This is a genomic window from Citrobacter sp. CK195, from assembly GCF_030333365.1.
GTDB lineage: Bacteria > Pseudomonadota > Gammaproteobacteria > Enterobacterales > Enterobacteriaceae > Citrobacter_B > Citrobacter_B koseri.
The window spans coordinates 22,557-45,962 of record NZ_JAOWGB010000020.1; the positions used below are offsets into that span (position 1 = coordinate 22,557).

The 23,406-nt window shown below is 55.0% G+C and carries 20 protein-coding genes and 4 tRNA genes; 19 read left to right on the forward strand and 5 right to left on the reverse strand.

Annotation, left to right across the window (positions count from 1 at the left end; genetic code table 11):
* The first annotated feature begins 81 nt into the window (after positions 1 to 81).
* The 17 genes from wecA (at position 82) to OGX93_RS03005 (ending at position 15,019) form a co-directional block, all read left to right on the forward strand.
* Positions 82 to 1,212, forward strand: coding sequence for a UDP-N-acetylglucosamine--undecaprenyl-phosphate N-acetylglucosaminephosphotransferase (wecA, locus tag OGX93_RS02925; protein WP_233594071.1), 1,131 nt, complete (start codon positions 82 to 84; stop codon positions 1,210 to 1,212).
* 12 nt (positions 1,213 to 1,224) lie between these two features.
* Positions 1,225 to 2,271: an ECA polysaccharide chain length modulation protein gene (gene wzzE, locus OGX93_RS02930; RefSeq protein WP_049009048.1), complete on the forward strand. Its 1,047-nt coding sequence runs from the start codon at positions 1,225 to 1,227 to the stop codon at positions 2,269 to 2,271.
* Between the two features lie 55 nt (positions 2,272 to 2,326).
* Entirely contained in the window at positions 2,327 to 3,457 is a 1,131-nt protein-coding gene (gene wecB, locus OGX93_RS02935; protein WP_012131136.1) for a non-hydrolyzing UDP-N-acetylglucosamine 2-epimerase, read from the forward strand.
* On the forward strand, positions 3,454 to 4,716 hold the full coding sequence (gene wecC / locus OGX93_RS02940; protein WP_012131137.1) for a UDP-N-acetyl-D-mannosamine dehydrogenase: 1,263 nt from the start codon (positions 3,454 to 3,456) through the stop codon (positions 4,714 to 4,716). The genes wecB and wecC overlap by 4 nt, the downstream gene beginning before the upstream one ends.
* Positions 4,716 to 5,783 (forward strand): dTDP-glucose 4,6-dehydratase, encoded by a 1,068-nt coding sequence (gene rffG, locus OGX93_RS02945; RefSeq protein WP_047460017.1) that lies wholly within the window; start codon positions 4,716 to 4,718, stop codon positions 5,781 to 5,783. The genes wecC and rffG overlap by 1 nt, the downstream gene beginning before the upstream one ends.
* Positions 5,784 to 5,800: 17 nt before the next feature.
* Positions 5,801 to 6,682 carry a glucose-1-phosphate thymidylyltransferase RfbA gene (gene rfbA / locus OGX93_RS02950; RefSeq protein WP_012131139.1) on the forward strand — a complete coding sequence of 294 codons (882 nt, stop codon included), beginning with the start codon at positions 5,801 to 5,803 and terminating at the stop codon, positions 6,680 to 6,682.
* Positions 6,660 to 7,337, forward strand: coding sequence for a dTDP-4-amino-4,6-dideoxy-D-galactose acyltransferase (rffC, locus tag OGX93_RS02955; RefSeq protein ID WP_012131140.1), 678 nt, complete (start codon positions 6,660 to 6,662; stop codon positions 7,335 to 7,337). Before rfbA ends, rffC begins: the two co-directional genes overlap by 23 nt.
* A 4-nt stretch (positions 7,338 to 7,341) precedes the next feature.
* A complete protein-coding gene (gene rffA / locus OGX93_RS02960) occupies positions 7,342 to 8,472 on the forward strand; it encodes a dTDP-4-amino-4,6-dideoxygalactose transaminase (protein ID WP_049009039.1) in 1,131 nt (376 codons plus the stop codon).
* Between the two features lies 1 nt (position 8,473).
* On the forward strand, positions 8,474 to 9,724 hold the full coding sequence (wzxE, locus tag OGX93_RS02965; protein ID WP_049009038.1) for a lipid III flippase WzxE: 1,251 nt from the start codon (positions 8,474 to 8,476) through the stop codon (positions 9,722 to 9,724).
* Positions 9,721 to 10,800: a TDP-N-acetylfucosamine:lipid II N-acetylfucosaminyltransferase gene (locus OGX93_RS02970; RefSeq protein WP_275155937.1), complete on the forward strand. Its 1,080-nt coding sequence runs from the start codon at positions 9,721 to 9,723 to the stop codon at positions 10,798 to 10,800. Before wzxE ends, OGX93_RS02970 begins: the two co-directional genes overlap by 4 nt.
* Positions 10,797 to 12,149: an ECA oligosaccharide polymerase gene (wzyE, locus tag OGX93_RS02975; RefSeq protein ID WP_012131144.1), complete on the forward strand. Its 1,353-nt coding sequence runs from the start codon at positions 10,797 to 10,799 to the stop codon at positions 12,147 to 12,149. Before OGX93_RS02970 ends, wzyE begins: the two co-directional genes overlap by 4 nt.
* Before the next feature lie 2 nt (positions 12,150 to 12,151).
* Positions 12,152 to 12,892, forward strand: coding sequence for a lipopolysaccharide N-acetylmannosaminouronosyltransferase (gene wecG / locus OGX93_RS02980; protein WP_286449440.1), 741 nt, complete (start codon positions 12,152 to 12,154; stop codon positions 12,890 to 12,892).
* Between the two features lie 206 nt (positions 12,893 to 13,098).
* Entirely contained in the window at positions 13,099 to 14,484 is a 1,386-nt protein-coding gene (gene thrP, locus OGX93_RS02985) for a bifunctional threonine/serine APC transporter ThrP (protein WP_199972392.1), read from the forward strand.
* A 102-nt stretch (positions 14,485 to 14,586) separates the two neighbouring features.
* Positions 14,587 to 14,663 (forward strand) — tRNA-Arg (locus OGX93_RS02990).
* 54 nt (positions 14,664 to 14,717) lie between these two features.
* Positions 14,718 to 14,793 (forward strand) — tRNA-His (locus tag OGX93_RS02995).
* A 19-nt stretch (positions 14,794 to 14,812) separates the two neighbouring features.
* Positions 14,813 to 14,899 (forward strand) — tRNA-Leu (locus OGX93_RS03000).
* A 43-nt stretch (positions 14,900 to 14,942) separates the two neighbouring features.
* A tRNA-Pro gene (locus OGX93_RS03005) sits at positions 14,943 to 15,019 on the forward strand.
* Positions 15,020 to 15,646: 627 nt separating this feature from the next.
* On the opposite strand, the gene hemY is transcribed toward OGX93_RS03005, so the two are convergent.
* From hemY to hemC, 4 genes are read right to left on the reverse strand one after another with little or no spacing between them, the layout of a single operon-like run.
* Positions 15,647 to 16,843: a protoheme IX biogenesis protein HemY gene (gene hemY, locus OGX93_RS03010; RefSeq protein WP_047460000.1), complete on the reverse strand. Its 1,197-nt coding sequence runs from the start codon at positions 16,841 to 16,843 to the stop codon at positions 15,647 to 15,649.
* A 2-nt stretch (positions 16,844 to 16,845) separates the two neighbouring features.
* The gene (gene hemX, locus OGX93_RS03015; protein WP_286449441.1) at positions 16,846 to 18,027 is read right to left on the reverse strand and encodes a uroporphyrinogen-III C-methyltransferase; all 1,182 of its coding nucleotides are present in this window, start codon (positions 18,025 to 18,027) and stop codon (positions 16,846 to 16,848) included.
* A 21-nt stretch (positions 18,028 to 18,048) separates the two neighbouring features.
* Complete coding sequence (gene hemD / locus OGX93_RS03020; RefSeq protein ID WP_012131149.1) at positions 18,049 to 18,789, reverse strand: uroporphyrinogen-III synthase; 741 nt, start codon at positions 18,787 to 18,789, stop codon at positions 18,049 to 18,051.
* Positions 18,786 to 19,727, reverse strand: coding sequence for a hydroxymethylbilane synthase (gene hemC, locus OGX93_RS03025; protein WP_024130099.1), 942 nt, complete (start codon positions 19,725 to 19,727; stop codon positions 18,786 to 18,788). Before hemC ends, hemD begins: the two co-directional genes overlap by 4 nt.
* Before the next feature lie 387 nt (positions 19,728 to 20,114).
* On the opposite strand from hemC, the gene cyaA reads away from it, so the two are divergent.
* Positions 20,115 to 22,661 carry a class I adenylate cyclase gene (gene cyaA, locus OGX93_RS03030; protein ID WP_012131151.1) on the forward strand — a complete coding sequence of 849 codons (2,547 nt, stop codon included), beginning with the start codon at positions 20,115 to 20,117 and terminating at the stop codon, positions 22,659 to 22,661.
* Between the two features lie 79 nt (positions 22,662 to 22,740).
* Here cyaA and cyaY read toward each other — a convergent pair whose 3' ends face one another.
* Entirely contained in the window at positions 22,741 to 23,061 is a 321-nt protein-coding gene (cyaY, locus tag OGX93_RS03035) for an iron donor protein CyaY (protein WP_047459992.1), read from the reverse strand.
* 138 nt (positions 23,062 to 23,199) lie between these two features.
* Between cyaY and lptM the strand changes: the two genes are divergently transcribed.
* On the forward strand, positions 23,200 to 23,403 hold the full coding sequence (gene lptM, locus OGX93_RS03040; RefSeq protein ID WP_012131153.1) for an LPS translocon maturation chaperone LptM: 204 nt from the start codon (positions 23,200 to 23,202) through the stop codon (positions 23,401 to 23,403).
* The last annotated feature ends 3 nt before the right edge of the window (positions 23,404 to 23,406 follow it).

Below are 23,406 nucleotides of genomic sequence, written 5' to 3' on the forward strand. Positions count from 1 at the left end.
TATAAACTACGAGTGGTCGAAAGTGTAATGTTCTGAATGCTCTCTTCTAGAGACAGACGTAACGCATTATACTTTAAGGAAATGATATATGCTGAGAGCACATACACTGTGAATTTACTCGCTGCTTTATCTGAGCTAATCAGTATTTTTTTATTCACAACCATTTTTATTTTTCTTGCGCGAAAAGTAGCCATCAAGATAGGTTTAGTGGATAAACCCAATTTTCGTAAACGGCACCAGGGGGTGGTTCCTTTGGTTGGCGGGATTTCTGTGTTCGCAGGAATCAGCTTTATGTTTGCTCTCTCGGATTACTATATTCCGCACGCATCGTTATACCTTTTTTCTGCTGGTGTGCTGGTGTTGGTCGGCGCATTGGATGATCGTTTTGACATTAGCGTGAAAATTCGCGCTGTAGTACAGGCCGCTATTGCTGTTGTCATGATGGTGATAGGGAAACTCCATCTCAGTAGCCTGGGGTATATTTTCGGTCCCTGGGAATTGGTGCTCGGCCCCTTTGGCTATTTCCTCACGCTCTTTGCCGTCTGGGCGGCGATCAATGCTTTCAATATGGTTGATGGTATTGATGGCTTACTTGGCGGGCTGTCCAGCGTCTCATTTGCCGCAATGGGGCTGATTCTGTGGTTTGATGGGCAGACGAGTCTGGCGGTATGGTGTTTCGCCATGATCGCCGCGATTCTGCCCTATATCATGTTAAACCTTGGTGTTCTGGGGCGTCGTTATAAAGTCTTTATGGGCGATGCGGGCAGTACGCTGATTGGCTTCACGGTTATCTGGATCCTGCTGGAAACCACGCAGGGTAAAACGCATCCTATCAGCCCGGTTACTGCGCTGTGGATTATTGCGATTCCATTAATGGACATGGTGGCGATTATGTATCGTCGCCTGCGTAAGGGCATGAGCCCCTTTTCTCCCGATCGCCAGCATATTCATCATTTGATCATGCGTGCAGGGTTTACTTCCCGACAGGCATTTGTTCTCATTACGCTCGCCGCTGCGATTCTGGCTTCCATTGGCGTTGCCGCAGAATATTCCCATTTTGTTCCAGAATGGGTCATGTTGGTGCTCTTTTTGCTAGCATTCTTCCTTTACGGTTACTGCATTAAGCGTGCCTGGAAGGTGGCGCGATTAATTAAGCGCGTGAAGCGCAGACTACGCAGAAACCGTGATAACAATCCAACGATAACCAAGTAAATTGAGGATGCGATGACACAACCATTACCGGGGGCACACGCCGTGAGCGCTGAAAATGAACTGGATATTCGTGGGTTGTTTCGTACCTTGTGGGCTGGGAAGCTATGGATTGTGGGAACAGGGCTGGCCTTTGCGCTGATTGCGTTAGCGTATACGTTTTTTGCCCGTCAGGAGTGGAGCGCAACGGCGATTTCCGACCGCCCCACCGTCAATATGCTGGGCGGCTATTACTCCCAACAGCAGTTTTTGCGCAACCTTGATATCAAAGCCAGCCTCGCGCCGGCCGATCAGCCTTCGGTAATGGATGAAGCGTATAAAGAGTTCGTCATGCAACTGGCGTCCTGGGATACGCGTCGCGATTTCTGGCTACAGACCGATTATTACAAGCAGCGCATGGTCGGCAACAGCAAAGCCGATGCCGCGATGCTGGATGAAATGATCAATAACATTCAGTTCACGCCAGGCGATTTCACTCGCAACACCAATGATAGCGTGAAGCTGATTGCGGAAACGGCGCCCGATGCCAACAACCTGCTTCGCCAGTATGTGGCGTTTGCCAGCCAGCGTGCGGCGAGCCATCTGAATGATGAGTTAAAGGGTGCATGGGCCGCGCGGACTATCCAGATGAAAGCGCAGGTTAAACGCCAGGAAGAGGTGGCGAAAAGCATTTTCTCTCGTCGTGTTCATAGCATTGAACAGGCGCTCAAAATTGCCGAGCAGCATAATATTTCTCGTACGGCGACCGATGTTCCTGCCGATGAATTACCCGACTCTGAGCTGTTTTTGCTTGGCCGCCCTATGCTACAAGCGCGTCTTGAAAACCTTCAGGCTGTCGGTCCGGCATTCGATCTGGACTATGATCAAAACCGGGCCATGTTGAACACGCTGAACGTGGGGCCGACGCTGGACCCGCGTTTCCAGACCTATCGTTATTTGCGCACGCCGGAAGAACCGGTAAAACGCGATAGCCCGCGCCGTGCTTTCCTGATGGTTATGTGGGGCATTGTTGGGGCGCTGATCGGGGCTGGCGTCGCATTAACCCGCCGCCGCGCGATTTAGCAACATCTCAGCAGTGAGGGGTTAGGCCCTCACTGCCTATTCGAAGAGAATCGATGTGAAAGTACTGACTGTATTTGGCACGCGACCGGAGGCCATCAAGATGGCGCCTCTGGTTCATGCGCTGGCAAAGGACCCTCATTTTGAGGCAAAAGTCTGCGTTACTGCGCAGCATCGGGAGATGCTCGATCAGGTTTTGAATCTCTTTTCTATTGTGCCTGACTACGATCTCAATATTATGCAGCCGGGTCAGGGGCTGACAGAGATTACCTGTCGAATCCTGGAAGGATTAAAACCGATTCTTGCCGATTTTAAACCTGATGTCGTATTGGTGCATGGCGATACGACAACCACTCTCGCCACCAGTCTGGCGGCTTTCTACCAGCGTATCCCTGTCGGTCATGTAGAGGCCGGGCTGCGAACCGGCGATCTCTACTCCCCCTGGCCTGAAGAGGCGAACCGCACCTTGACCGGTCGCCTGGCGATGTACCATTTTGCGCCGACGGAAAATTCACGGCAGAATTTACTGCGGGAACAGATCCCTGATAACCACATCTTTGTCACCGGCAATACCGTGATTGATGCGCTGATCTGGGTGCGCGATCGCGTACTGGCCAGCGATACGCTACGCGCCGAACTGGCAAAGCGGTATCCTTTCCTGTGTGACGATAAAAAAATGATCCTGGTGACCGGACATCGCCGTGAGAGCTTTGGCCGGGGGTTTGAGCAAATCTGTCATGCGCTGGCGGAGATAGCCGCTACCAATCAGGATGTACAAATTGTGTATCCGGTTCACCTGAATCCCAACGTCAGCGAACCGGTTAACCGCATCCTGGGTCATGTTGAAAATGTGATACTGATTGAGCCGCAGGATTACCTGCCGTTTGTCTGGCTGATGAACCACGCCTGGCTGATCCTTACCGACTCCGGCGGGATTCAGGAAGAGGCGCCGTCATTAGGCAAACCGGTGTTGGTTATGCGCGAAATGACGGAACGGCCAGAAGCCGTTACCGCTGGCACGGTGCGTCTGGTGGGAACCGATTCACACCGTATTGTGGAAGAAGTCACACGTTTGCTGCACGACGAAAATGAATATCAAACCATGAGCCGCGCCCATAATCCTTATGGCGACGGGCAGGCGTGCGGCCGCATTTTACACGCGTTAAAAAATAATCGGGTATCGCTATGAGTTTTACGACCATTTCTGTTATTGGGCTGGGATACATCGGGTTGCCGACGGCTGCGGCCTTTGCTTCTCGCCAAAAGCACGTTATTGGCGTGGATATCAATCAGCAGGCGGTGGACACCATCAACCGTGGAGCCATCCATATTGTTGAGCCGGATCTGGATAGCGTCGTGAAAACTGCGGTTGAAGGCGGATTCCTCCGGGCAACAACAACGCCGGTAGCAGCCGACGCGTACTTGATCGCCGTGCCGACGCCGTTCAAGGGCGATCACGACCCCGATATGGTTTATGTCGAAGCGGCCGCGAAATCTATTGCTCCCGTACTGAAAAAAGGCGCGCTGGTCATCCTCGAATCCACCTCGCCGGTGGGCGCGACAGAACAAATGGCCGCATGGCTGGCGGAAATGCGCCCGGATCTGACTTTCCCGCAGCAGGCGGGGGAACAGGCTGATGTGAACATTGCCTACTGCCCGGAGCGCGTATTGCCAGGTCAGGTCATGGTGGAGCTCATCAAAAATGACCGCGTGATTGGCGGCATGACGCCGGTATGCTCCGCGCGTGCCAGCGAGTTGTACAAGATTTTCCTTGAAGGCGAGTGTGTGGTGACTAATTCCCGCACCGCCGAAATGTGTAAGCTCACGGAAAACAGCTTCCGTGACGTCAATATCGCCTTTGCGAACGAGCTGTCGCTGATTTGCGCCGATCAGGGGATTAACGTCTGGGAACTGATTCGTCTGGCGAATCGTCATCCACGCGTGAATATTCTCCAGCCTGGGCCGGGCGTGGGCGGCCACTGCATCGCCGTCGATCCGTGGTTTATTGTGGCGCAAAACCCGCAGCAGGCACGGCTGATCCGTACCGCGCGTGAAGTGAACGACGGTAAACCACACTGGGTGGTGGCGCAGGTGAAAGCCGCAGTGGCGGATTGCCTGACGGCAACGAATAAGCGCGCCAGCGACATCAAAATCGCCTGCTTTGGTCTGGCGTTTAAACCGAATATTGACGATCTGCGTGAAAGCCCGGCGATGGGCATTGCGCAGGAGATTGCGCAATGGCATGCCGGTGAAACGCTGGTGGTAGAGCCTAATATTCATCAGTTGCCGAAAAAACTGGAAGGTCGCTGCACGTTAGCCACGCTGGAAAATGCGCTGGCGGAAGCAGATGTGCTGGTCATGCTGGTTGACCATCATCCGTTTAAAGCGATTAACGGCGACGCCGTGCGGCAACGCTACATTGTGGATACGAAAGGAGTCTGGCGCTGATGAAACGGATTCTGGTCACTGGCGGCGCGGGATTTATCGGCTCTGCCGTTGTGCGCCACATCATTGATGAAACCCCCGACGCCGTAGTGGTGGTGGATAAGCTCACCTACGCCGGAAACCTGATGTCGCTGGCGCCAGTTGCACAGCATGAGCGCTTTGCCTTTGAGAGAGTGGATATCTGCGATCGGGCATCGCTGGATCGCGTTTTTCAGCAGTACCAGCCGGATTACGTGATGCATCTGGCGGCGGAAAGCCACGTTGACCGGTCTATCGACGGCCCGGCTGCGTTTATTGAAACCAATATCGTGGGAACCTACACGCTGCTGGAAGCGGCCCGGACTTACTGGGCGACGCTCAATGATGAGAAAAAATCAGCGTTTCGTTTCCACCATATCTCCACTGACGAGGTGTATGGCGATCTGCATTCCACGGATGATTTCTTTACTGAGACCACGCCGTATGCGCCGAGCAGTCCTTATTCCGCCTCGAAAGCCAGCAGCGATCACCTGGTGCGCGCATGGTTGCGAACCTATGGTCTGCCGACGCTGGTCACTAACTGTTCCAATAATTACGGCCCTTACCACTTCCCGGAAAAGCTGATCCCATTGATGATCCTGAACGCGCTGGCGGGTAAACCGCTGCCGGTGTATGGCAATGGACAACAGATCCGCGACTGGCTGTACGTTGAAGATCACGCCAGGGCGCTGTATCGCGTGCTGACGGCGGGTGAAGTGGGGGAGACATATAACATTGGCGGCCATAATGAGCGTAAGAATCTGGAGGTTGTGGAAACGATTTGCGATCTGCTGGAAGAGCTTGCGCCACAAAAACCGCAGGGCGTGGCGCATTATCGTTCCCTGATCGCTTTTGTGGATGACCGTCCAGGCCATGATTTACGCTATGCCATCGACGCAGCGAAAATTGCGCGTGAACTTGGCTGGACGCCGCAGGAAACCTTTGAAAGCGGAATGCGGAAAACCGTGCAGTGGTATCTGGCGAATGAGGCCTGGTGGAAGCCCGTGCAGGATGGCAGCTATCAGGGTGAACGTTTAGGTCTGAAGGGCTAAACCCGGAGGAGGAACGCATGAAAGGTATCATTCTGGCGGGCGGCTCTGGCACCCGCCTGCATCCGATTACGCGCGGTGTGTCGAAGCAGCTTCTGCCGATTTATGACAAGCCGATGATCTACTATCCGCTGTCGGTACTGATGCTGGCGGGTATCCGGGAAATCCTGATTATCACCACACCGGAAGATAAGCACTATTTTCAGCGTCTGCTGGGCGATGGTTCGGAGTTTGGCATTGAGTTGCAATATGCCGAACAACCCAGCCCGGATGGGCTGGCGCAGGCCTTTATCATTGGTGAAACATTCCTTAACGGCGAGCCGTCCTGTCTTGTACTGGGCGACAATATCTTCTTTGGTCAGGGTTTCAGCCCGAAATTGCGTCATGTGGCGGCGCGAACCGAAGGGGCGACCGTTTTTGGTTATCAGGTTATGGACCCGGAACGTTTTGGCGTCGTGGAGTTCGACGACAATTTTCGCGCGGTCTCGCTGGAAGAGAAGCCGAAACAGCCGAAATCAAACTGGGCGGTGACAGGTCTCTATTTTTACGACAGCAAGGTAGTAGAGTATGCGAAGCGCGTGAAGCCTTCCGAGCGCGGTGAACTGGAGATTACGTCCATTAATCAGATGTACCTTAATGACGGCAAGCTGACGGTTGAGTTGCTCGGTCGCGGCTTTGCGTGGCTGGATACCGGCACCCATGACAGCCTGATTGAAGCGAGCACGTTTGTGCAGACGGTTGAAAAACGCCAGGGCTTCAAAATTGCCTGTCTGGAAGAGATCGCCTGGCGCAACGGCTGGCTGGATGACGAGGGCGTAAAACGCGCCGCCAGTTCTTTAGCGAAAACCGGCTATGGCCAATATTTACTGGAGCTACTCCGTGCCCGTCCGCGCCAGTATTGAACCATTAACGTGGGAAAATACGTTCTTTGGCGTCAATAGCGCTATTGTTCGCGTGAACCCTGCCGCGCCGGTGTTAACGCCAGAGGCATTGCAACCCTGGTCGCGCGTGCAGGCGAAAATTTCTGCTGCGCGCACGGATGAATTAGATGCGCTGCAACAGTTGGGGTTTTCGCTGGTAGAAGGCGAAGTCGACTTCAGCCTGCCGGTCGCTGGCGTTGAACGTATTTCTGGCGTGGAAATTGCACAAATTGCCGATATTCCCGCGTTACGTCAACAGGCGTCCGCCGCGTTTGCGCAAAGCCGTTTCCGCGCACCGTGGTATGCGCCGGACGCCAGCGCCCGTTTTTATGCTCAGTGGATTGAAAATGCCGTGCGTGGCACCTTCGATCACCAGTGTCTGGTTATCCGGGCGGCGAATAACGATATTCGCGGGTTTGTCTCGCTGCGCGAACTGAACGACACCGATGCGCGCATCGGCCTGCTGGCCGGGCGTGGCGCAGGAGCAGAATTAATGCAGGCGGCGCTCGCGTGGGCGCAGTCTCGCGGGAAGACGACATTGCGGGTGGCGACCCAGATGGGCAACACCGCCGCGCTTAAACGTTATATACAGAGCGGTGGCAACGTAGAAAGCACCGCGTACTGGTTATACAGGTGACAAAATGATTCCATTTAACGCGCCGCCGGTGGTGGGAACCGAACTCGATTACATGCAGTCAGCGCTGGGAAGCGGCAAACTTTGCGGAGATGGCGGCTTTACGCGCCGTTGCCAGCAGTGGCTGGAGCAACGTTTTGGCAGCGCTAAAGTGTTGCTGACGCCATCCTGTACGGCGTCACTTGAAATGGCGGCATTGCTGCTGGACATCCAGCCGGGCGATGAAGTCATTATGCCAAGCTACACCTTCGTTTCTACCGCCAACGCCTTTGTGCTGCGCGGGGCGAAAATCATTTTCGTCGATATCCGCCCGGATACCATGAACATTGATGAAACGCTGATTGAAGCGGCGATTACCGACAAGACGCGCGTCATTGTCCCGGTGCATTACGCGGGCGTCGCCTGCGAAATGGACACCATTATGGCGATTGCGAAGCGTCATAATCTGTTTGTGGTGGAAGATGCCGCGCAGGGCGTGATGTCGACCTGGAAAGGCCGTGCGCTGGGGACGATTGGTCATATCGGTTGCTTCAGTTTTCACGAAACCAAAAACTACACGGCAGGTGGTGAAGGCGGCGCGACGCTGATTAACGACCGTTCCCTGATTGAACGTGCGGAAATCATCCGTGAAAAAGGCACCAACCGCAGCCAGTTCTTCCGGGGACAGGTGGATAAATACACCTGGCGGGATATCGGCTCCAGCTATCTGATGTCCGATCTCCAGGCGGCGTATCTGTGGGCGCAGCTGGAAGCGGCCGATCGCATCAATCAACAGCGTCTGGCGCTGTGGCAGACCTACTATGACGCACTGGCGCCGCTGGCGCGCGCGGGACGTATTGACCTGCCCTCTATCCCGGACGACTGTAGGCACAACGCGCATATGTTTTATATCAAGTTGCGGGATATTACCGATCGCAGCGCGCTGATCAACTTCCTGAAAGAAGCGGAAATCATGGCGGTGTTCCATTACATCCCGCTACATGATTGTCCGGCAGGCGACAAGTTTGGCGAGTTCCGTGGCGAAGATCGGTACACCACCAAAGAGAGCGAGCGCCTGCTGCGCTTGCCGCTGTTTTATAATCTGTCTCCCGTTAATCAGCGAACGGTGATTTCGACCTTGCTGAACTATTTCTCCTGATATGTCGCTTGCGAAAGCGTCCCTGTGGACGGCCGCCAGTACGCTGGTGAAAATTGGCGCAGGCTTACTGGTCGTAAAACTGCTGGCGGTGTCGTTTGGCCCTGCGGGCGTCGGCCAGGCGGGTAACTTCCGCCAGATGGTGACCGTGCTCGGCGTGCTGGCCGGGGCCGGGATATTTAACGGGGTGACGAAGTATGTCGCTCAGCATCATGATAACCCTGCCCGGTTGCGTAACGTGGTGGGCACTTCATCCGCAATGGTGATGGGGTTCTCCACGCTACTGGCGCTGGTCTTCGTGCTGGCGGCGGCCCCCATTAGCCAGGGGCTGTTTGGGCACAGCCACTACCAGGGGCTGGTGCGTTTAGTGGCGCTGGTGCAGATGGGGATCGCCTGGGCGAACCTGCTGCTGGCGCTGATGAAAGGGTTTCGTGACGCTGCCGGGAATGCGCTGTCGCTGATTGTGGGGAGCCTGGTGGGAGTTGTTGCCTACTATGGCTGCTACCGTCTGGGCGGCTATGAAGGTGCGCTGCTGGGTCTGGCGCTGGTGCCTGCGCTGGTGGTGATCCCGGCGGCGATTATGCTGATTAAACGCGGCGCGATCCCGCTTAGCTACCTGAAACCGTCGTGGGATAAAGGGCTTGCCGGACAGCTCAGCAAATTTACGCTGATGGCGCTGATTACGTCCGTCACGCTACCGGTGGCTTATGTGATGATGCGAAACCTGCTGGCGGCGCATTACAGCTGGGATGATGTTGGTATCTGGCAGGGCGTAAGCAGTATTTCCGATGCCTATCTACAATTTATTACCGCCTCGTTTAGCGTGTACTTATTGCCAACGCTGTCGCGTCTGACCGAAAAGCAGGCGATTACGCGCGAAGTGGTGAAATCGCTGAAATTTGTTCTGCCTGCGGTGGCGGCGGCGAGTTTTACGGTCTGGCTGCTGCGTGATTTCGCCATCTGGCTGCTCTTTTCCGCCAAATTCACCGCCATGCGCGATCTGTTCGCCTGGCAACTGGTGGGCGATGTGCTGAAAGTGGGCGCGTACGTTTTTGGCTATCTGGTGATCGCAAAAGCGTCGCTGCGGTTTTATATTCTGGCTGAGATTAGCCAGTTCATTTTGTTGACGGCATTCGCTCACTGGCTGATCCCCGCGCATGGCGCGCTGGGGGCGGCACAGGCGTATATGGCCACCTATGTGGTCTATTTCTCTCTCTGTTGTGGCGTGTTTTTACTCTGGCGTAGGCGGGCATGACTGTACTGATTCACGTACTGGGATCGGATATCCCTCACCATAATCAAACCGTGCTGCGGTTTTTCAATGATGCGCTGGCCGCGACAAGCGAGCATGCGCGCGTGTTTATGGTTGCAGGTCAGGATGCGGGGCTCAGGGAAAGCTGCCCGGCTCTGTCGCTGAGTTTCTACGCCGGGAAAAAAACGCTGGCTGAGGCGGTCATCGCCAAAGCGAAAGCCAATCGCCAGCAACGTTTCTTCTTCCACGGTCAGTTCAATACCAGCCTGTGGCTGGCGCTGCTAAGTGGCGGAATCAAACCTGAGCAGTTTTACTGGCACATCTGGGGCGCGGATCTGTATGAAGTTTCCCGTGGGCTGAAATTCCGTCTGTTTTACCCCGTTCGCCGCATGGCGCAAAATCGAGTGGGCTGTGTGTTCGCTACTCGTGGCGATTTGAGCTATTTCGCCCGTCAGCACCCGCGCGCGCGTGGTGAACTGCTCTATTTCCCGACGCGAATGGACTCTTCGCTTAATAACATGGCAAACGATCGTCCGCGTGAAGGGAAAATGACGGTTCTGGTGGGTAACTCCGGCGATCGCAGTAACGAACATATTGCGGCGTTACGCGCGGTGTATCAGCAGTTCGGCGACACAGTAAATGTGATCGTGCCGATGGGCTATCCGGCCAATAACGACGCGTACATTGATGAAGTCCGTCAGGCGGGGCTGGCGCTGTTCAGTGCGGAAAATTTACACATCCTCAGCGAAAAACTAGAATTCGATGCCTATCTGGCGCTGCTTCGCCAGTGCGACCTCGGGTATTTCATCTTTGCCCGTCAGCAGGGAATCGGCACGTTGTGCCTGCTTATCCAGGCAGGTGTCCCGTGCGTGCTTAACCGTGAGAACCCGTTCTGGCAGGATATGGCGGAGCAGCATCTGCCCGTGTTGTTCACGACGGACGCGCTTAATGAGGGCGTGGTTCGTGAGGCGCAGCGGCAGCTGGCGTCCGTGGATAAAAGCGGGATCACCTTCTTTAGCCCAAATTACCTTGAAGCGTGGCATAACGCGTTACGCATTGCCGCAGGAGAAGCCGCATGAGCCTGATGCAATTTAGCGGGTTACTGGTCGTCTGGCTGCTCTCCACGCTGTTTATCGCCACGTTGACCTGGTTTGAGTTTCGCCGCGTGCGCTTTAACTTCAACGTATTCTTTTCATTGCTGTTTTTGCTGACCTTTTTCTTCGGCTTCCCGTTGACCAGCGTGCTGGTGTTCCGCTTTGACGTCGGCGTGGCGCCGCCGGAAATCCTGTTGCAGGCGTTATTGTCCGCTGCGTGTTTTTATGCCGTTTATTACGTGACCTATAAAACCCGCTTACGTAAACGCGTGACGGATGTGCCGCGCAAGCCGCTATTTACCATGAACCGGGTGGAGACTCACCTTACCTGGGTCATGCTGATGGGGATTGCACTGGTGAGCGTTGGCATCTTCTTTATGCACAATGGGTTCCTGCTGTTCCGGCTGCACTCTTACAGCCAGATCTTCTCCAGCGAAGTCTCCGGCGTGGCATTGAAACGCTTCTTCTACTTCTTTATTCCGGCGATGCTGGTGATCTACTTCCTGCGCCAGGACAGTAAAGCGTGGCTGTTTTTCCTGGTGAGTACCGTTGCGTTTGGCCTGCTGACCTACATGATTGTTGGCGGCACGCGCGCTAACATCATCATCGCGTTTGCCATCTTCCTGTTTATCGGCATTATTCGTGGCTGGATCTCGCTGTGGATGCTGGTGGCGGCGGGGGTGCTGGGAATTGTCGGGATGTTCTGGCTGGCGCTGAAGCGCTATGGGCTGAACGTGAGCGGCGATGAGGCGTTTTACACTTTCCTGTATCTGACCCGCGATACCTTCTCGCCGTGGGAGAACCTGGCGCTGCTGTTGCAAAACTACGACAACATCGATTTCCAGGGACTGGCGCCGATCGTCCGTGATTTTTATGTCTTTATTCCTTCGTGGCTGTGGCCTGGGCGTCCGGGCATTGTGCTGAATTCAGCCAACTACTTTACCTGGGAAGTGCTGAACAACCACTCTGGCCTCGCCATTTCCCCCACGCTGATTGGTTCGCTGGTGGTGATGGGCGGCGCGCTGTTTATCCCTCTGGGGGCGGTCGCGGTTGGGCTGATTATTAAATGGTTTGACTGGCTGTATGAGCTTGGCAACCGTGAGACGAATCGCTATAAGGCGGCGATTTTGCACAGTTTCTGCTTTGGCGCCATCTTCAATATGATTGTTCTGGCGCGAGAAGGGCTGGATTCTTTTGTCTCGCGAGTGGTCTTTTTCCTCGTGATTTTTGGTGCCTGCCTGCTGGTGGCAAAACTCTTGTTCTGGCTTTTCGATTGTGCCGGGTTGGTCCATCAACGGGCGAAACCGCAGCCGCAGACTCAGGTTGAAGGATAATAATGACGGATAACACGACAGCGCCGCTCTATTCACTTCGTGGATTGCAGCTGATTGGCTGGCGCGATATGCAACATGCGCTGAATTACCTGTTTGCCGATGGGCAAATGAAGCAGGGTACGCTGGTGGCGATCAATGCTGAGAAAATGCTGACCGCAGAAGATGACCCGGAAGTCAGGGCGTTGATTGATGCCGCCGAGTTTAAATATGCGGATGGCATTAGCGTCGTGCGCTCAGTGCGTAAGAAATTCCCCCAGGCGCAGGTTTCACGGGTGGCCGGGGCCGATCTCTGGGAAGAACTGATGGCGCGCGCCGGTAAAGAAGGGACGCCTGTTTTTCTGGTCGGCGGTAAACCGGAGGTGCTGGCGCAGACGAAAGCGAAACTGCGTGCGCAGTGGAACGTCAATATTGTCGGTAGCCAGGACGGTTATTTTAAACCTGAGCAGCGCCAGGCGCTGTTTGAGCGCATCCATGCCAGCGGGGCGAAGATTGTGACCGTGGCGATGGGATCGCCGAAACAAGAAATCCTGATGCGCGACTGTCGGGTGATTCATCCTCAGGCCTTATATATGGGGGTGGGCGGCACCTACGATGTCTTTACCGGTCATGTGAAACGCGCGCCCAAAATGTGGCAGACGCTGGGGCTGGAGTGGCTGTATCGCCTGCTGTCTCAGCCGAGCCGTATCACCCGCCAGCTGCGTCTGTTGCGCTATCTCCGCTGGCATTACACCGGCAATCTCTGAACGCTGCTTTTCTTACGGGCAGCGCATTCTGCTTAATGCGTTGCCCGCCTCCCACATTTTTGTTCCTTTTTTACACAAAACATGCATTTTTTTAATGCTTCATTTGCCATTTTGCCAAATTTAAGAAACCATTCGCATCGCTTGATGTACCCATAACAATAACCGGCAACAACGCCGGAACGAGTGCAAACACGACAAGAGGATTTATGGCAGAGAAAAAACCGGAGCTACAGCGTGGGCTGGAAGCTCGTCATATCGAATTGATCGCCCTTGGGGGCACGATTGGCGTTGGGCTGTTTATGGGCGCCGCCAGTACGCTGAAATGGGCGGGGCCCTCCGTGCTGCTGGCGTATATCGTCGCCGGGCTGTTCGTCTTTTTCATCATGCGCTCAATGGGCGAAATGCTGTTCCTGGAGCCGGTTACTGGCTCATTCGCCGTTTATGCGCACCGTTACATGAGCCCCTTCTTTGGCTATCTCACCGCGTGGTCATACTGGTTTATGTGGATGGCGGTGGGGATATCGGAAATAACCGCTATCGGGGTATACGTGCAGTTCTGGTTCCCGGATATGGCGCAATGGATACCCGCCCTGATCGCCGTTGGGCTGGTGGCGCTGGCTAATCTGGCCGCCGTCCGTCTGTATGGCGAAATCGAGTTCTGGTTTGCGATGATCAAAGTCACCACCATCATTGTGATGATTGTGGTCGGACTGGGGGTGATTTTCTTTGGCTTTGGCAATGGCGGCCAGGCGATCGGTTTTGGCAACCTGACGGAACACGGCGGCTTCTTTGCCGGTGGCTGGAAAGGGTTCCTGACGGCGTTGTGTATTGTGGTCGCCTCCTATCAGGGCGTGGAGCTGATCGGCATTACCGCGGGTGAAGCGAAGAATCCGCAGGTTACGCTGCGCAGCGCGGTAGGCAAAGTTCTGTGGCGTATCCTGATTTTCTATGTAGGGGCGATTTTCGTTATCGTGACGATCTTCCCGTGGAACGAAATCGGCAGTAACGGCAGCCCGTTTGTACTCACTTTTGCCAAAATCGGGATTACCGCTGCGGCGGGCATTATTAACTTCGTGGTGCTGACCGCCGCGCTTTCCGGCTGTAACAGCGGCATGTATAGCTGTGGACGTATGCTGTATGCCCTGGCGAAAAACCGCCAGCTTCCGGCGGCGATGGCGAAAGTCTCCCGTCATGGCGTACCGGTCGCCGGGGTGGCGCTGTCGATCGCGATTCTGCTGATTGGCTCATGTCTGAACTACATTATTCCGAACCCGCAGCGGGTGTTTGTGTATGTCTACAGCGCCAGCGTATTGCCGGGTATGGTGCCGTGGTTCGTGATCCTGATTAGCCAGTTGCGTTTCCGTCGTGCTCATAAAGACGCGATGGTCAGCCATCCTTTCCGTTCTATTATGTTCCCGTGGGCGAATTATTTGACGATGGCGTTCCTGGTTTGCGTTTTAATTGGCATGTACTTGAATGAAGATACTCGTATGTCGCTGTTTGTCGGCATCATCTTCCTGCTTGCCGTCACGCTCGTCTACAAGGTTTTCGGCCTGAATCGCGCCGGAACTGCCCACAAGGTGGGGGAATAAGCAGCAAAACGCGCAAAGCGTAACCAAACGCGCATTTTATTTAAAAAGGCACTAGACAGAGGGGTGGGAAGTCCGTATTATCCACCCCCGCAACGGCGCTAAGCGCCCGTAGCTCAGCTGGATAGAGCGCTGCCCTCCGGAGGCAGAGGTCTCAGGTTCGAATCCTGTCGGGCGCACCATTTACCCGGTGCTGGAGCTGCGGTGGTTTTAATACCGCGTAAAAGATTTCAGTGGTGGCTATAGCTCAGTTGGTAGAGCCCTGGATTGTGATTCCAGTTGTCGTGGGTTCGAATCCCATTAGCCACCCCATTATTAAAAGTTGTGAAATGCGAAGGTGGCGGAATTGGTAGACGCGCTAGCTTCAGGTGTTAGTGTCCTTACGGACGTGGGGGTTCAAGTCCCCCCCCTCGCACCACGACTTAAAGAGTTGAACTAAAAATTCAAAAAAAGCAGTACATCGGCGAGTAGCGCAGCTTGGTAGCGCAACTGGTTTGGGACCAGTGGGTCGGAGGTTCGAATCCTCTCTCGCCGACCAATTTTGAACCCCGCTTCGGCGGGGTTTTTTGTTTTCACCTCTTTCTTCCTCTTCTTTCCCGATCCCCCTGTATCTCTGTCGCAATGTTGAGACATTCCAGGCTTCTGTTGTCGCTATCTGGTGACGTCTAACGCCATGATTTATCAATAATTATCGGTATTGCGTGTTATTTGTCTCCGTTCAGAGACAAAGAGGGGATTTTTATGGCGAAGAAGGCTGGCAGAAACCGCCGCAGAGCCGCGAATGACCTGATACGTTAAAAAGTCTGAATCCTTATTTTTGGCGGTGCAATCCTGGCATGCAATGTGCAATAATATCCCTGTAGATGCTCATTCCATCTCTTATGTTCGCCTTAGTGCCTCATAAACTCAGGAATGATGCAGAGCCGTTTACGGTGCTTATCGTCCACAGACAGATGTCGCTTACGCCTCATCAAACACCATGGACATAACGTTGAGTGAAGCACCCATTTATGTTGTCATACAGACCTGTTTTGACGCCTGCTCATTTGAGCAGGCGTTTTTTTATGGGTAAGCGGAAGAGAACTGCCGGATGGCGGCTTCGCTTTATCCGGCCTACGGTGACCTGGCAGGCCCGGTAAGCGTAGCGTCACCGGGCAATGGGAAATTACTGCGGAGGATTGTTCTGCAAGGTCAGCATAAGACCGTCGCGGCGCATGGTGGCCGCTTCTTCCGGCTGATGCAACCGGTCCAGCGCATCGGCGAGCCAGGCGTAGTCGTAGGCGTCAGGGCGTTGCTTGAGCGCGGCGCGGAAAGCGAACGTAGCCTCCTGCCATTCGCCATGCTTCATCAACGACTGACCCAGCGTGCTCCACAGTAGCGGGCGATCGCCAACGGTTTTAATCTGCTGGCGCAACACTTTTTCCAGCTGCTCCGGGTTGTTGGTTTTCAGGCGCGGGATCGGCAGAACCAGGCGGTCGTCATACTGGCGCTTCAGGCCGTCGATGATGATCTGCTGCGCCATATCGTGATCGTCACACTCAATCAGATGCTCTGCCATTGCCACTTGCAGCGGAACCTGGTGGCGAGTTTTACGGCTCTGGTTCTTCCACCATTCGCGTAATCCTTCGCTGCCCTGATCGGCTCGCGCCTGATCCATCAGCCCAATCCAGGCCTGCTGTTCCAGCATGGCGCGATGTTCTTCATCACCGACGTTGGCCTTCGCCATTGACGGGATGATGTCCAGCAGCGAACTCCATGCTCCGGTGCGGATGTAAGCCTGTTCCGCCAGGCGCAGCACTTCTGGATGACGCGGGGTAACTTCCAGCAGTTTATCCACGCCGTGACGCGCCGCATGGTTCTCGTTGCGCGCCAGTTGCAGACGTACGCGGGCGATCTCCACCGGAATCGTGTCATTGCCCGCCAGTTCTGCGGCACGTTCCAGATGCTGATTAGCGCGCGCTTCGTCACCACGCTGCTGCGCGGCTTCGGCGGCCAGCAGATAGTTCACCACCGGCTGTTCAGCGTGATCGGCATTCTTCGCCATCAGCTTCTCGACCTGCTGGTAATCGCCTTCTGCCAGCTTAAGCAGCGCCTGTTCAGTCTGCTTACGTGCGCGGCGGCGTTTACGCCCGACAAACCAGCCGCGAGTGTGCGCGCCGGTGCGGAAAACGCGTCGCAGCAGCCACTCAATGGCGAACAGAATGACCATCATAACGATCAGGATGATCACCAGCCCCGTTACGCTGGTCTCAATGTTGTAATTATCGGTCTGGATCAGAACATAGCCCTGATGACCGGCGATCATTGGGCCTATGACGATACCGGCGATCAACAACACAAAGAGCAATAATACTTTCAGCATCATTATTCTCCTTGCGGCGCGGCTGCCGGTGCTTCTGCCTGCGGAGCAGGGGCCTGAGCCGCTTCGGTCGTGGCCGCCGCCGGCTGCGCCAGCAGGTTACGCACGCGAGTCTGCATCAGTTTCTCAAGAATCGGCTGGCTCTGTAACGTCTCCGGCACGTCCATCGTGATGTTCTGTTGACTCAGTTTATCCACGTCATCAAGAAACGCTTTGGTCGTTGCGTCGTCGGTGTCGTAGTACGCGCGTACCCAGGTGGAGACATTATCCAGCGCCTGACGGTAAGTCTCTTCCTGATGACGCGGCACGGCTTGCGCCGCCACTAACAGGCGGGAGCGGATGTTTTCACGTAAGTAAACGTCCTGGTTCGGTGCCAGCAGCGGGACGGCGGTGTCATCACGACGGCGAATAGTAATAAAGCTGTCCATAAAGTTCTGCCAGCTTTTTTGCAGGTTAACGCGCCATTCGCTGATCGAGCTGGACAGCTCGCTGCTGTCGGAGTCCATTGGCGAATCGTCGGTGTCATTATCGGCCAGACGCAGGTTATCAATCTGGTTAGAGAGCTGGTTCACTTTGAGGATAATGCCGTCGTAGTCCACCTGCGCCACCGCCGACAGGCTGGCAATATCATCGGTAATGGCGCGGCGCGCGGCGATCAGACTGGGGTCGTTCATGTCCGCCAGGCTGGCATCCGCGCTTTTGAGCAGCGCCGCAGCGGTGGTGACATCCTGATCGCTCCACAATTTACGTCCGGCGAGTTTGACCAGAAAATCAGATTGCGCCAGCAGCCAGGTTTTGGCATCGCTGCCGGAGATCGTCGCGACTTTCTGTTGCACTTCATCCAGCTGTTTCGCCAGCGCGGCCTGTTGGCGATTTGCATCATCCAGTTGCGTCGCCTGCTGTTTGATAATGCCTTCCAGCTCCGCTTTTTGGCTTTCCTGGGCTTTTTGCAGCGCCGTAAGTTGGTTAACCAGCGCATCGCTGGTGGCCGTTTGTTTAACGGCCTGCTGCTTTCCCCAGCCATACAGACCGACGCCCGCCGCCAGGGCAATGGCGATTGCCACCGCACTCAATACCAGCGCGGCGCCGTTCTTACTCTTCTTTTCTGCATTGACTGGCTGCGGCGTGGTTTCCACGGCCTCCCTGGTCTCTTCAACCACGGCGGAGGATTTTTCTTGTTCCGTCATTATGGCATCCCATTATGAGAGTTATTGTAATGCGCGCAGTAGCGCATCGTTGTCGGCGTTATCAGCGACCTTAATATCTTGCCAGCCCAGTTCCCGGGCGAGGTGCGCCAGACGCTCACTGACGACCAGCAGCCGACAGCGTAGTAACCAGTGCTCACGATACCACTGCGGGATCAGCGACCAGAGCTGTTGCAGCATTTCGCCGCTGGTGACAACAATCGTCGTCACGCCGCGAGAGTGCCAGCGCATCGCCTCTTCCGCGCCATCGTAATGTTTTGCACTGCGTTGATAACATTCACAAAAGGTGACTTCAGCGCCGCGTTCTGTGAGGGTTTTGCCTAACAGTTCACGCCCGCCGTTGCCCCGTAAAATAAGCGCTCGTTTTCCCGCAATATTTTGTAATTCAGGTAATTGTAGCAAGACTTCGCTGATTTCCCGATCCAGAGGATAGCGAATATCGCATCCGCTAACGGTATGCAGCGCCAGCGCCGTTGTGCGCCCGATGGCGAAGTAGCGTGGTTGCACAGGCCAGTCCAGCCCCTGCTGTTGCAGTTGGGCGTGGGCAAAGGCGACGGCGTGTTGCGAGAGGGCGAACACCAGATCGTTGTCCGTGAGCGCCGCCAGGCGATCGGCAAGCGTTGCCAGTTCCCGGCCTGGCGTAAACTCAATAAGCGGAAAACTCCAGGCCACCTGCCCCAGTGTGCGCAGACGGCTCACTAACTCTTCCCCGGAGGGAGACGGGCGGGTGACCAGAATACTCATGCGGGCGCTTCTCCGTTATAAACCTCGGTCAGAATCGCGCGGGCGCCGTTTGCCAGCAGCTCTTCCGCCAGGGAAATGCCCATTTGCGCGGCGTCCTGCGGCAATCCACGACGTTCTCCGCGAATCATCTGCGAACCGTCAGGCGCGCCAACCAGCGCACGCAGCCAGACTTCACCATCAATGATTTCAGCATAGCTGCCAATCGGCACCTGACAGCCCCCTTCCAGGCGGGTGTTCATGGCGCGTTCGGCTTTTACACGTAGCGCGGTTTCTTCATGATTCAGCGGCGCTAACAGCGCCTGAGTACGTGCGTCATCCAGTCGGCATTCAATGCCCACTGCGCCTTGCCCTACGGCAGGGAGAGAGATTTCGGGAGGCAGCGCGGTGCGAATACGCGACGTCAGACCTAACCGTTTTAACCCGGCAACCGCCAGGATAATTGCGTCATAATCACCGTTATCGAGCTTGCTCAGGCGTGTGCCGACGTTGCCGCGCAGCGAGCGGATGACGAGATCCGGGCGACGCTCGGCCAACTGGCACTGGCGACGCAAACTTGATGTGCCGACGATGCTGCCTGCGGGCAGTTCATCCAGATTGTTGTATTGGTTCGAGACGAAAGCATCGCGTGGATCTTCGCGTTCGCAAATCGTGACCAGGCCAAGCCCTTGCGGGAATTCTACCGGCACATCTTTCATCGAATGCACGGCGATATCGGCGCGCTTTTCCAGCAGCGCGACTTCCAGCTCTTTTACAAACAAGCCCTTACCGCCCACTTTTGCCAGAGGGGTGTCCAGAATCACGTCGCCGCGCGTTACCATCGGCACCAGTTCCACGACCAGTCCCGGATGCTGTGCTATCAACGCGTCTTTGACATAATGTGCCTGCCAGAGCGCAAGGGGGCTTTGGCGTGTGGCAATTCTTAAAACATTGTCTAACATGCTTGTTACCGTCATTATCGTCCGTGGACCATCCTAACATCCTTACAAGTGGGATGTCAGTGTTACGGTCAAAGGTGAGTAAGAGGATCAGGCGCGGCGTCGCGACTGGCAGTGAATAATGACGAGAAACCGCCTGACCGTATTAAGGAATTTACACGCAGCTAACGGTGCTACACTTGTATGTAGTGCATCTTTCTTTACGGTCAATGAGCAAGGTGTTAAATTGATCACGTTTTAGACCATTTTTTCGTCTTTACCCCTTAATGGGGAGAAGGATGAAAAAGGTAACGGTTATTTTTGACATACGGTTTATCCCGAATGGTTTGGTTGTCCGCACTCGCGATGGCAATCAGACGCATGACGGGTAGCAACATCAGGCGATACGTCTTGTACCTCTATATTGAGACTTTGAAACAGAGACTGGATGCCATCAATCAATTGCGTGTGGATCGCGCGCTTGCTGCCATGGGCCCTGCCTTCCAGCAGGTATACAGTCTGCTGCCGACATTATTGCACTACCATAATCCGCTGATGCCGGGTTACCTCGACGGTAACGTTCCCAAGGGCATATGCTTTTACACGCCTGATGAAACCCAACGCCACTACCTGAATGAACTTGAACTGTACCGGGGAATGTCCCCGCAGGACCCGCCGAAAGGCGAGCTGCCGATCACCGGCGTGTACTCAATGGGCAGTACATCTTCAGTAGGGCAAAGCTGTTCTTCTGACCTGGATATCTGGGTCTGCCACCAGTCCTGGCTTGATAGCGAAGAGCGCCAGTTGCTGCAACGTAAATGCAGCCTGCTGGAAAGCTGGGCCGCTTCGCTGGGCGTGGAAGTCAGCTTCTTCCTGATTGACGAAAACCGTTTCCGCCATAATGAAAGCGGCAGTCTGGGTGGTGAAGACTGCGGCTCGACGCAGCACATCCTGCTGCTCGACGAATTTTATCGCACCGCTGTGCGTCTGGCCGGTAAGCGTATTCTGTGGAATATGGTGCCGTGCGACGAAGAAGAGCATTACGACGACTACGTCATGACGCTTTACGCGCAGGGTGTCCTCACGCCAAACGAATGGCTGGACCTGGGCGGATTAAGCTCGCTCTCCGCCGAAGAGTACTTTGGCGCCAGCCTCTGGCAGTTGTACAAGAGTATCGATTCCCCGTATAAAGCGGTGCTGAAAACGCTGCTGCTGGAAGCCTACTCCTGGGAATATCCCAATCCGCGCCTGTTGGCGAAAGACATTAAACAGCGCCTGCATGACGGCGAGATCGTTTCGTTTGGTCTCGACCCGTATTGCATGATGCTGGAACGCGTGACCGAATACCTCACGGCTATCGAAGATCCGACGCGTCTTGATTTAGTCCGTCGATGTTTCTACTTAAAAGTGTGTGAGAAACTGAGCCGCGAACGCGCCTGCGTTGGCTGGCGTCGTGAAGTGTTAAGTCAGTTAGTGAATGAGTGGGGATGGGACGACGCCCGTCTGACAATGCTCGACAACCGGGCGAACTGGAAGATCGATCAGGTACGCGAAGCGCATAACGAACTGCTCGACGCCATGATGCAGAGCTATCGTAATCTGATCCGTTTTGCCCGCCGTAACAATCTCAGCGTTAGCGCCAGCCCGCAGGATATTGGCGTGCTGACGCGTAAACTGTATGCCGCATTTGAAGCCCTGCCGGGCAAAGTGACGCTGGTGAACCCGCAGATTTCACCGGATCTCTCCGAACCGAACCTGACCTTTATCCATGTGCCGCCGGGCCGGGCCAACCGTTCTGGCTGGTATCTCTACAACCGTGCGCCGAACATGGATTCGATCATCAGCCATCAGCCGCTGGAATATAACCGCTACCTGAACAAACTGGTAGCGTGGGCCTGGTTTAACGGTTTGCTGACGTCGCGTACCCACCTGTTTATTAAGGGCAACGGCATTGTGGACCTGCCTAAGTTGCAGGAGATGGTGGCCGATGTGTCGCACCATTTCCCGCTGCGTTTGCCTGCGCCAACGCCGAAAGCGCTCTACAGTCCGTGTGAAATTCGCCATCTGGCGATCATCGTTAACCTTGAATATGACCCGACGGCGGCGTTCCGCAATCAGGTGGTGCATTTCGATTTCCGTAAGCTGGATGTCTTCAGCTTTGGCGAAGAGCAAAACTGCCTGGTCGGCAGTGTCGACCTGTTGTATCGCAACTCGTGGAACGAAGTGCGTACCCTGCACTTCAACGGCGAACAGGCGATGATTGAAGCGCTGAAAACGATTCTCGGCAAAATGCACCAGGATGCCGCGCCGCCGGACAGCGTGGAAGTGTTCTGCTATAGCCAGCATCTGCGCGGCCTGATCCGTACCCGCGTACAGCAACTGGTCTCCGAGTGCATTGAACTGCGCCTCTCCAGCACCCGCCAGGAAACCGGACGTTTTAAAGCGCTGCGCGTTTCGGGTCAAACCTGGGGGCTGTTCTTCGAGCGCCTGAATGTTTCGGTGCAGAAACTGGAAAACGCCATTGAGTTTTACGGCGCGATTTCGCACAACAAACTTCACGGACTTTCCGTTCAGGTTGAGACCAACCATGTGAAATTACCGTCGGTGGTGGATGGGTTCGCCAGCGAAGGGATCATCCAGTTCTTCTTTGAAGAAACCGGCGATGAGAAAGGCTTTAATATTTACATTCTGGACGAGAGTAACCGGGCGGAAGTGTATCACCACTGCGAAGGCAGCAAAGAAGAGCTGGTACGCGACGTGAGCCGCTTCTATTCGTCGTCGCACGATCGCTTCACCTACGGCTCCAGCTTCATCAACTTCAACCTGCCGCAGTTCTACCAGATTGTGAATACCGATGGTCGCGAGCAGGTCATTCCGTTCCGTACCCAGCCCATCAGCGCCGTGCCACCGGCAAACCAGGACAACGACGCGCCGCTGTTGCAGCAGTATTTCTCGTGAACATGATGCCGGGTGGCGGTGTTACAAATGACGCGAGATACGTAGGCCGGATAAGCGCAGCGCCATCCGGCAATAAAACTTAGCGGAAGCTCACCGCTTCTCCAGCCTGTTGTGTCGCGGCCTGCTCCAGCAGATCCCAGAAGGTTTCGCCGCTGCGATCGCAGATCCATTCGTCGCCTTTCAGGTCAAAATGGTAGCCGCCCTGTTTGGTCGCCAGCCATACCTGGTGCAGCGGCTCCTGACGGTTGATGATGATTTTGCTGCCGTTTTCAAAGGTAATGGTTAGCACGCCGCCGTTGATTTCGCAGTCGATATCGCTGTCGCCGTCCCAGTCGTCCAGACGTTCTTCAATGGTCATCCACAGGGTGTCTGCGAGGCGATGAAATTCACTGTCGTTCATTGTTGTTTCCCGTTTTTTACGTGATGGCGGCAGTATAACCTGGAAGAATTCATGATGCAGTTTTCAGCCAACTCTTGCTTTTACGTCTTCTCCTGCGATGATAGAAAACAGAAAGCATGAACTTACAGGCAATCCATAATGAAAAATGTGTTTCAGGCACTCGCTGTACTTCTCACTCTGTTCAGCCTGACCGGCTGCGGTCTGAAAGGCCCGCTCTATTTTCCACCTGCTGACAAAAACGCGCCGCCGCCGACGCATGAGGTTGATTCACAAATCCAATCGACGACGCCCGATCAAAACGATCGCGCTACGGGAGACGGCCCTTCTCAGGTGAACTATTGACGG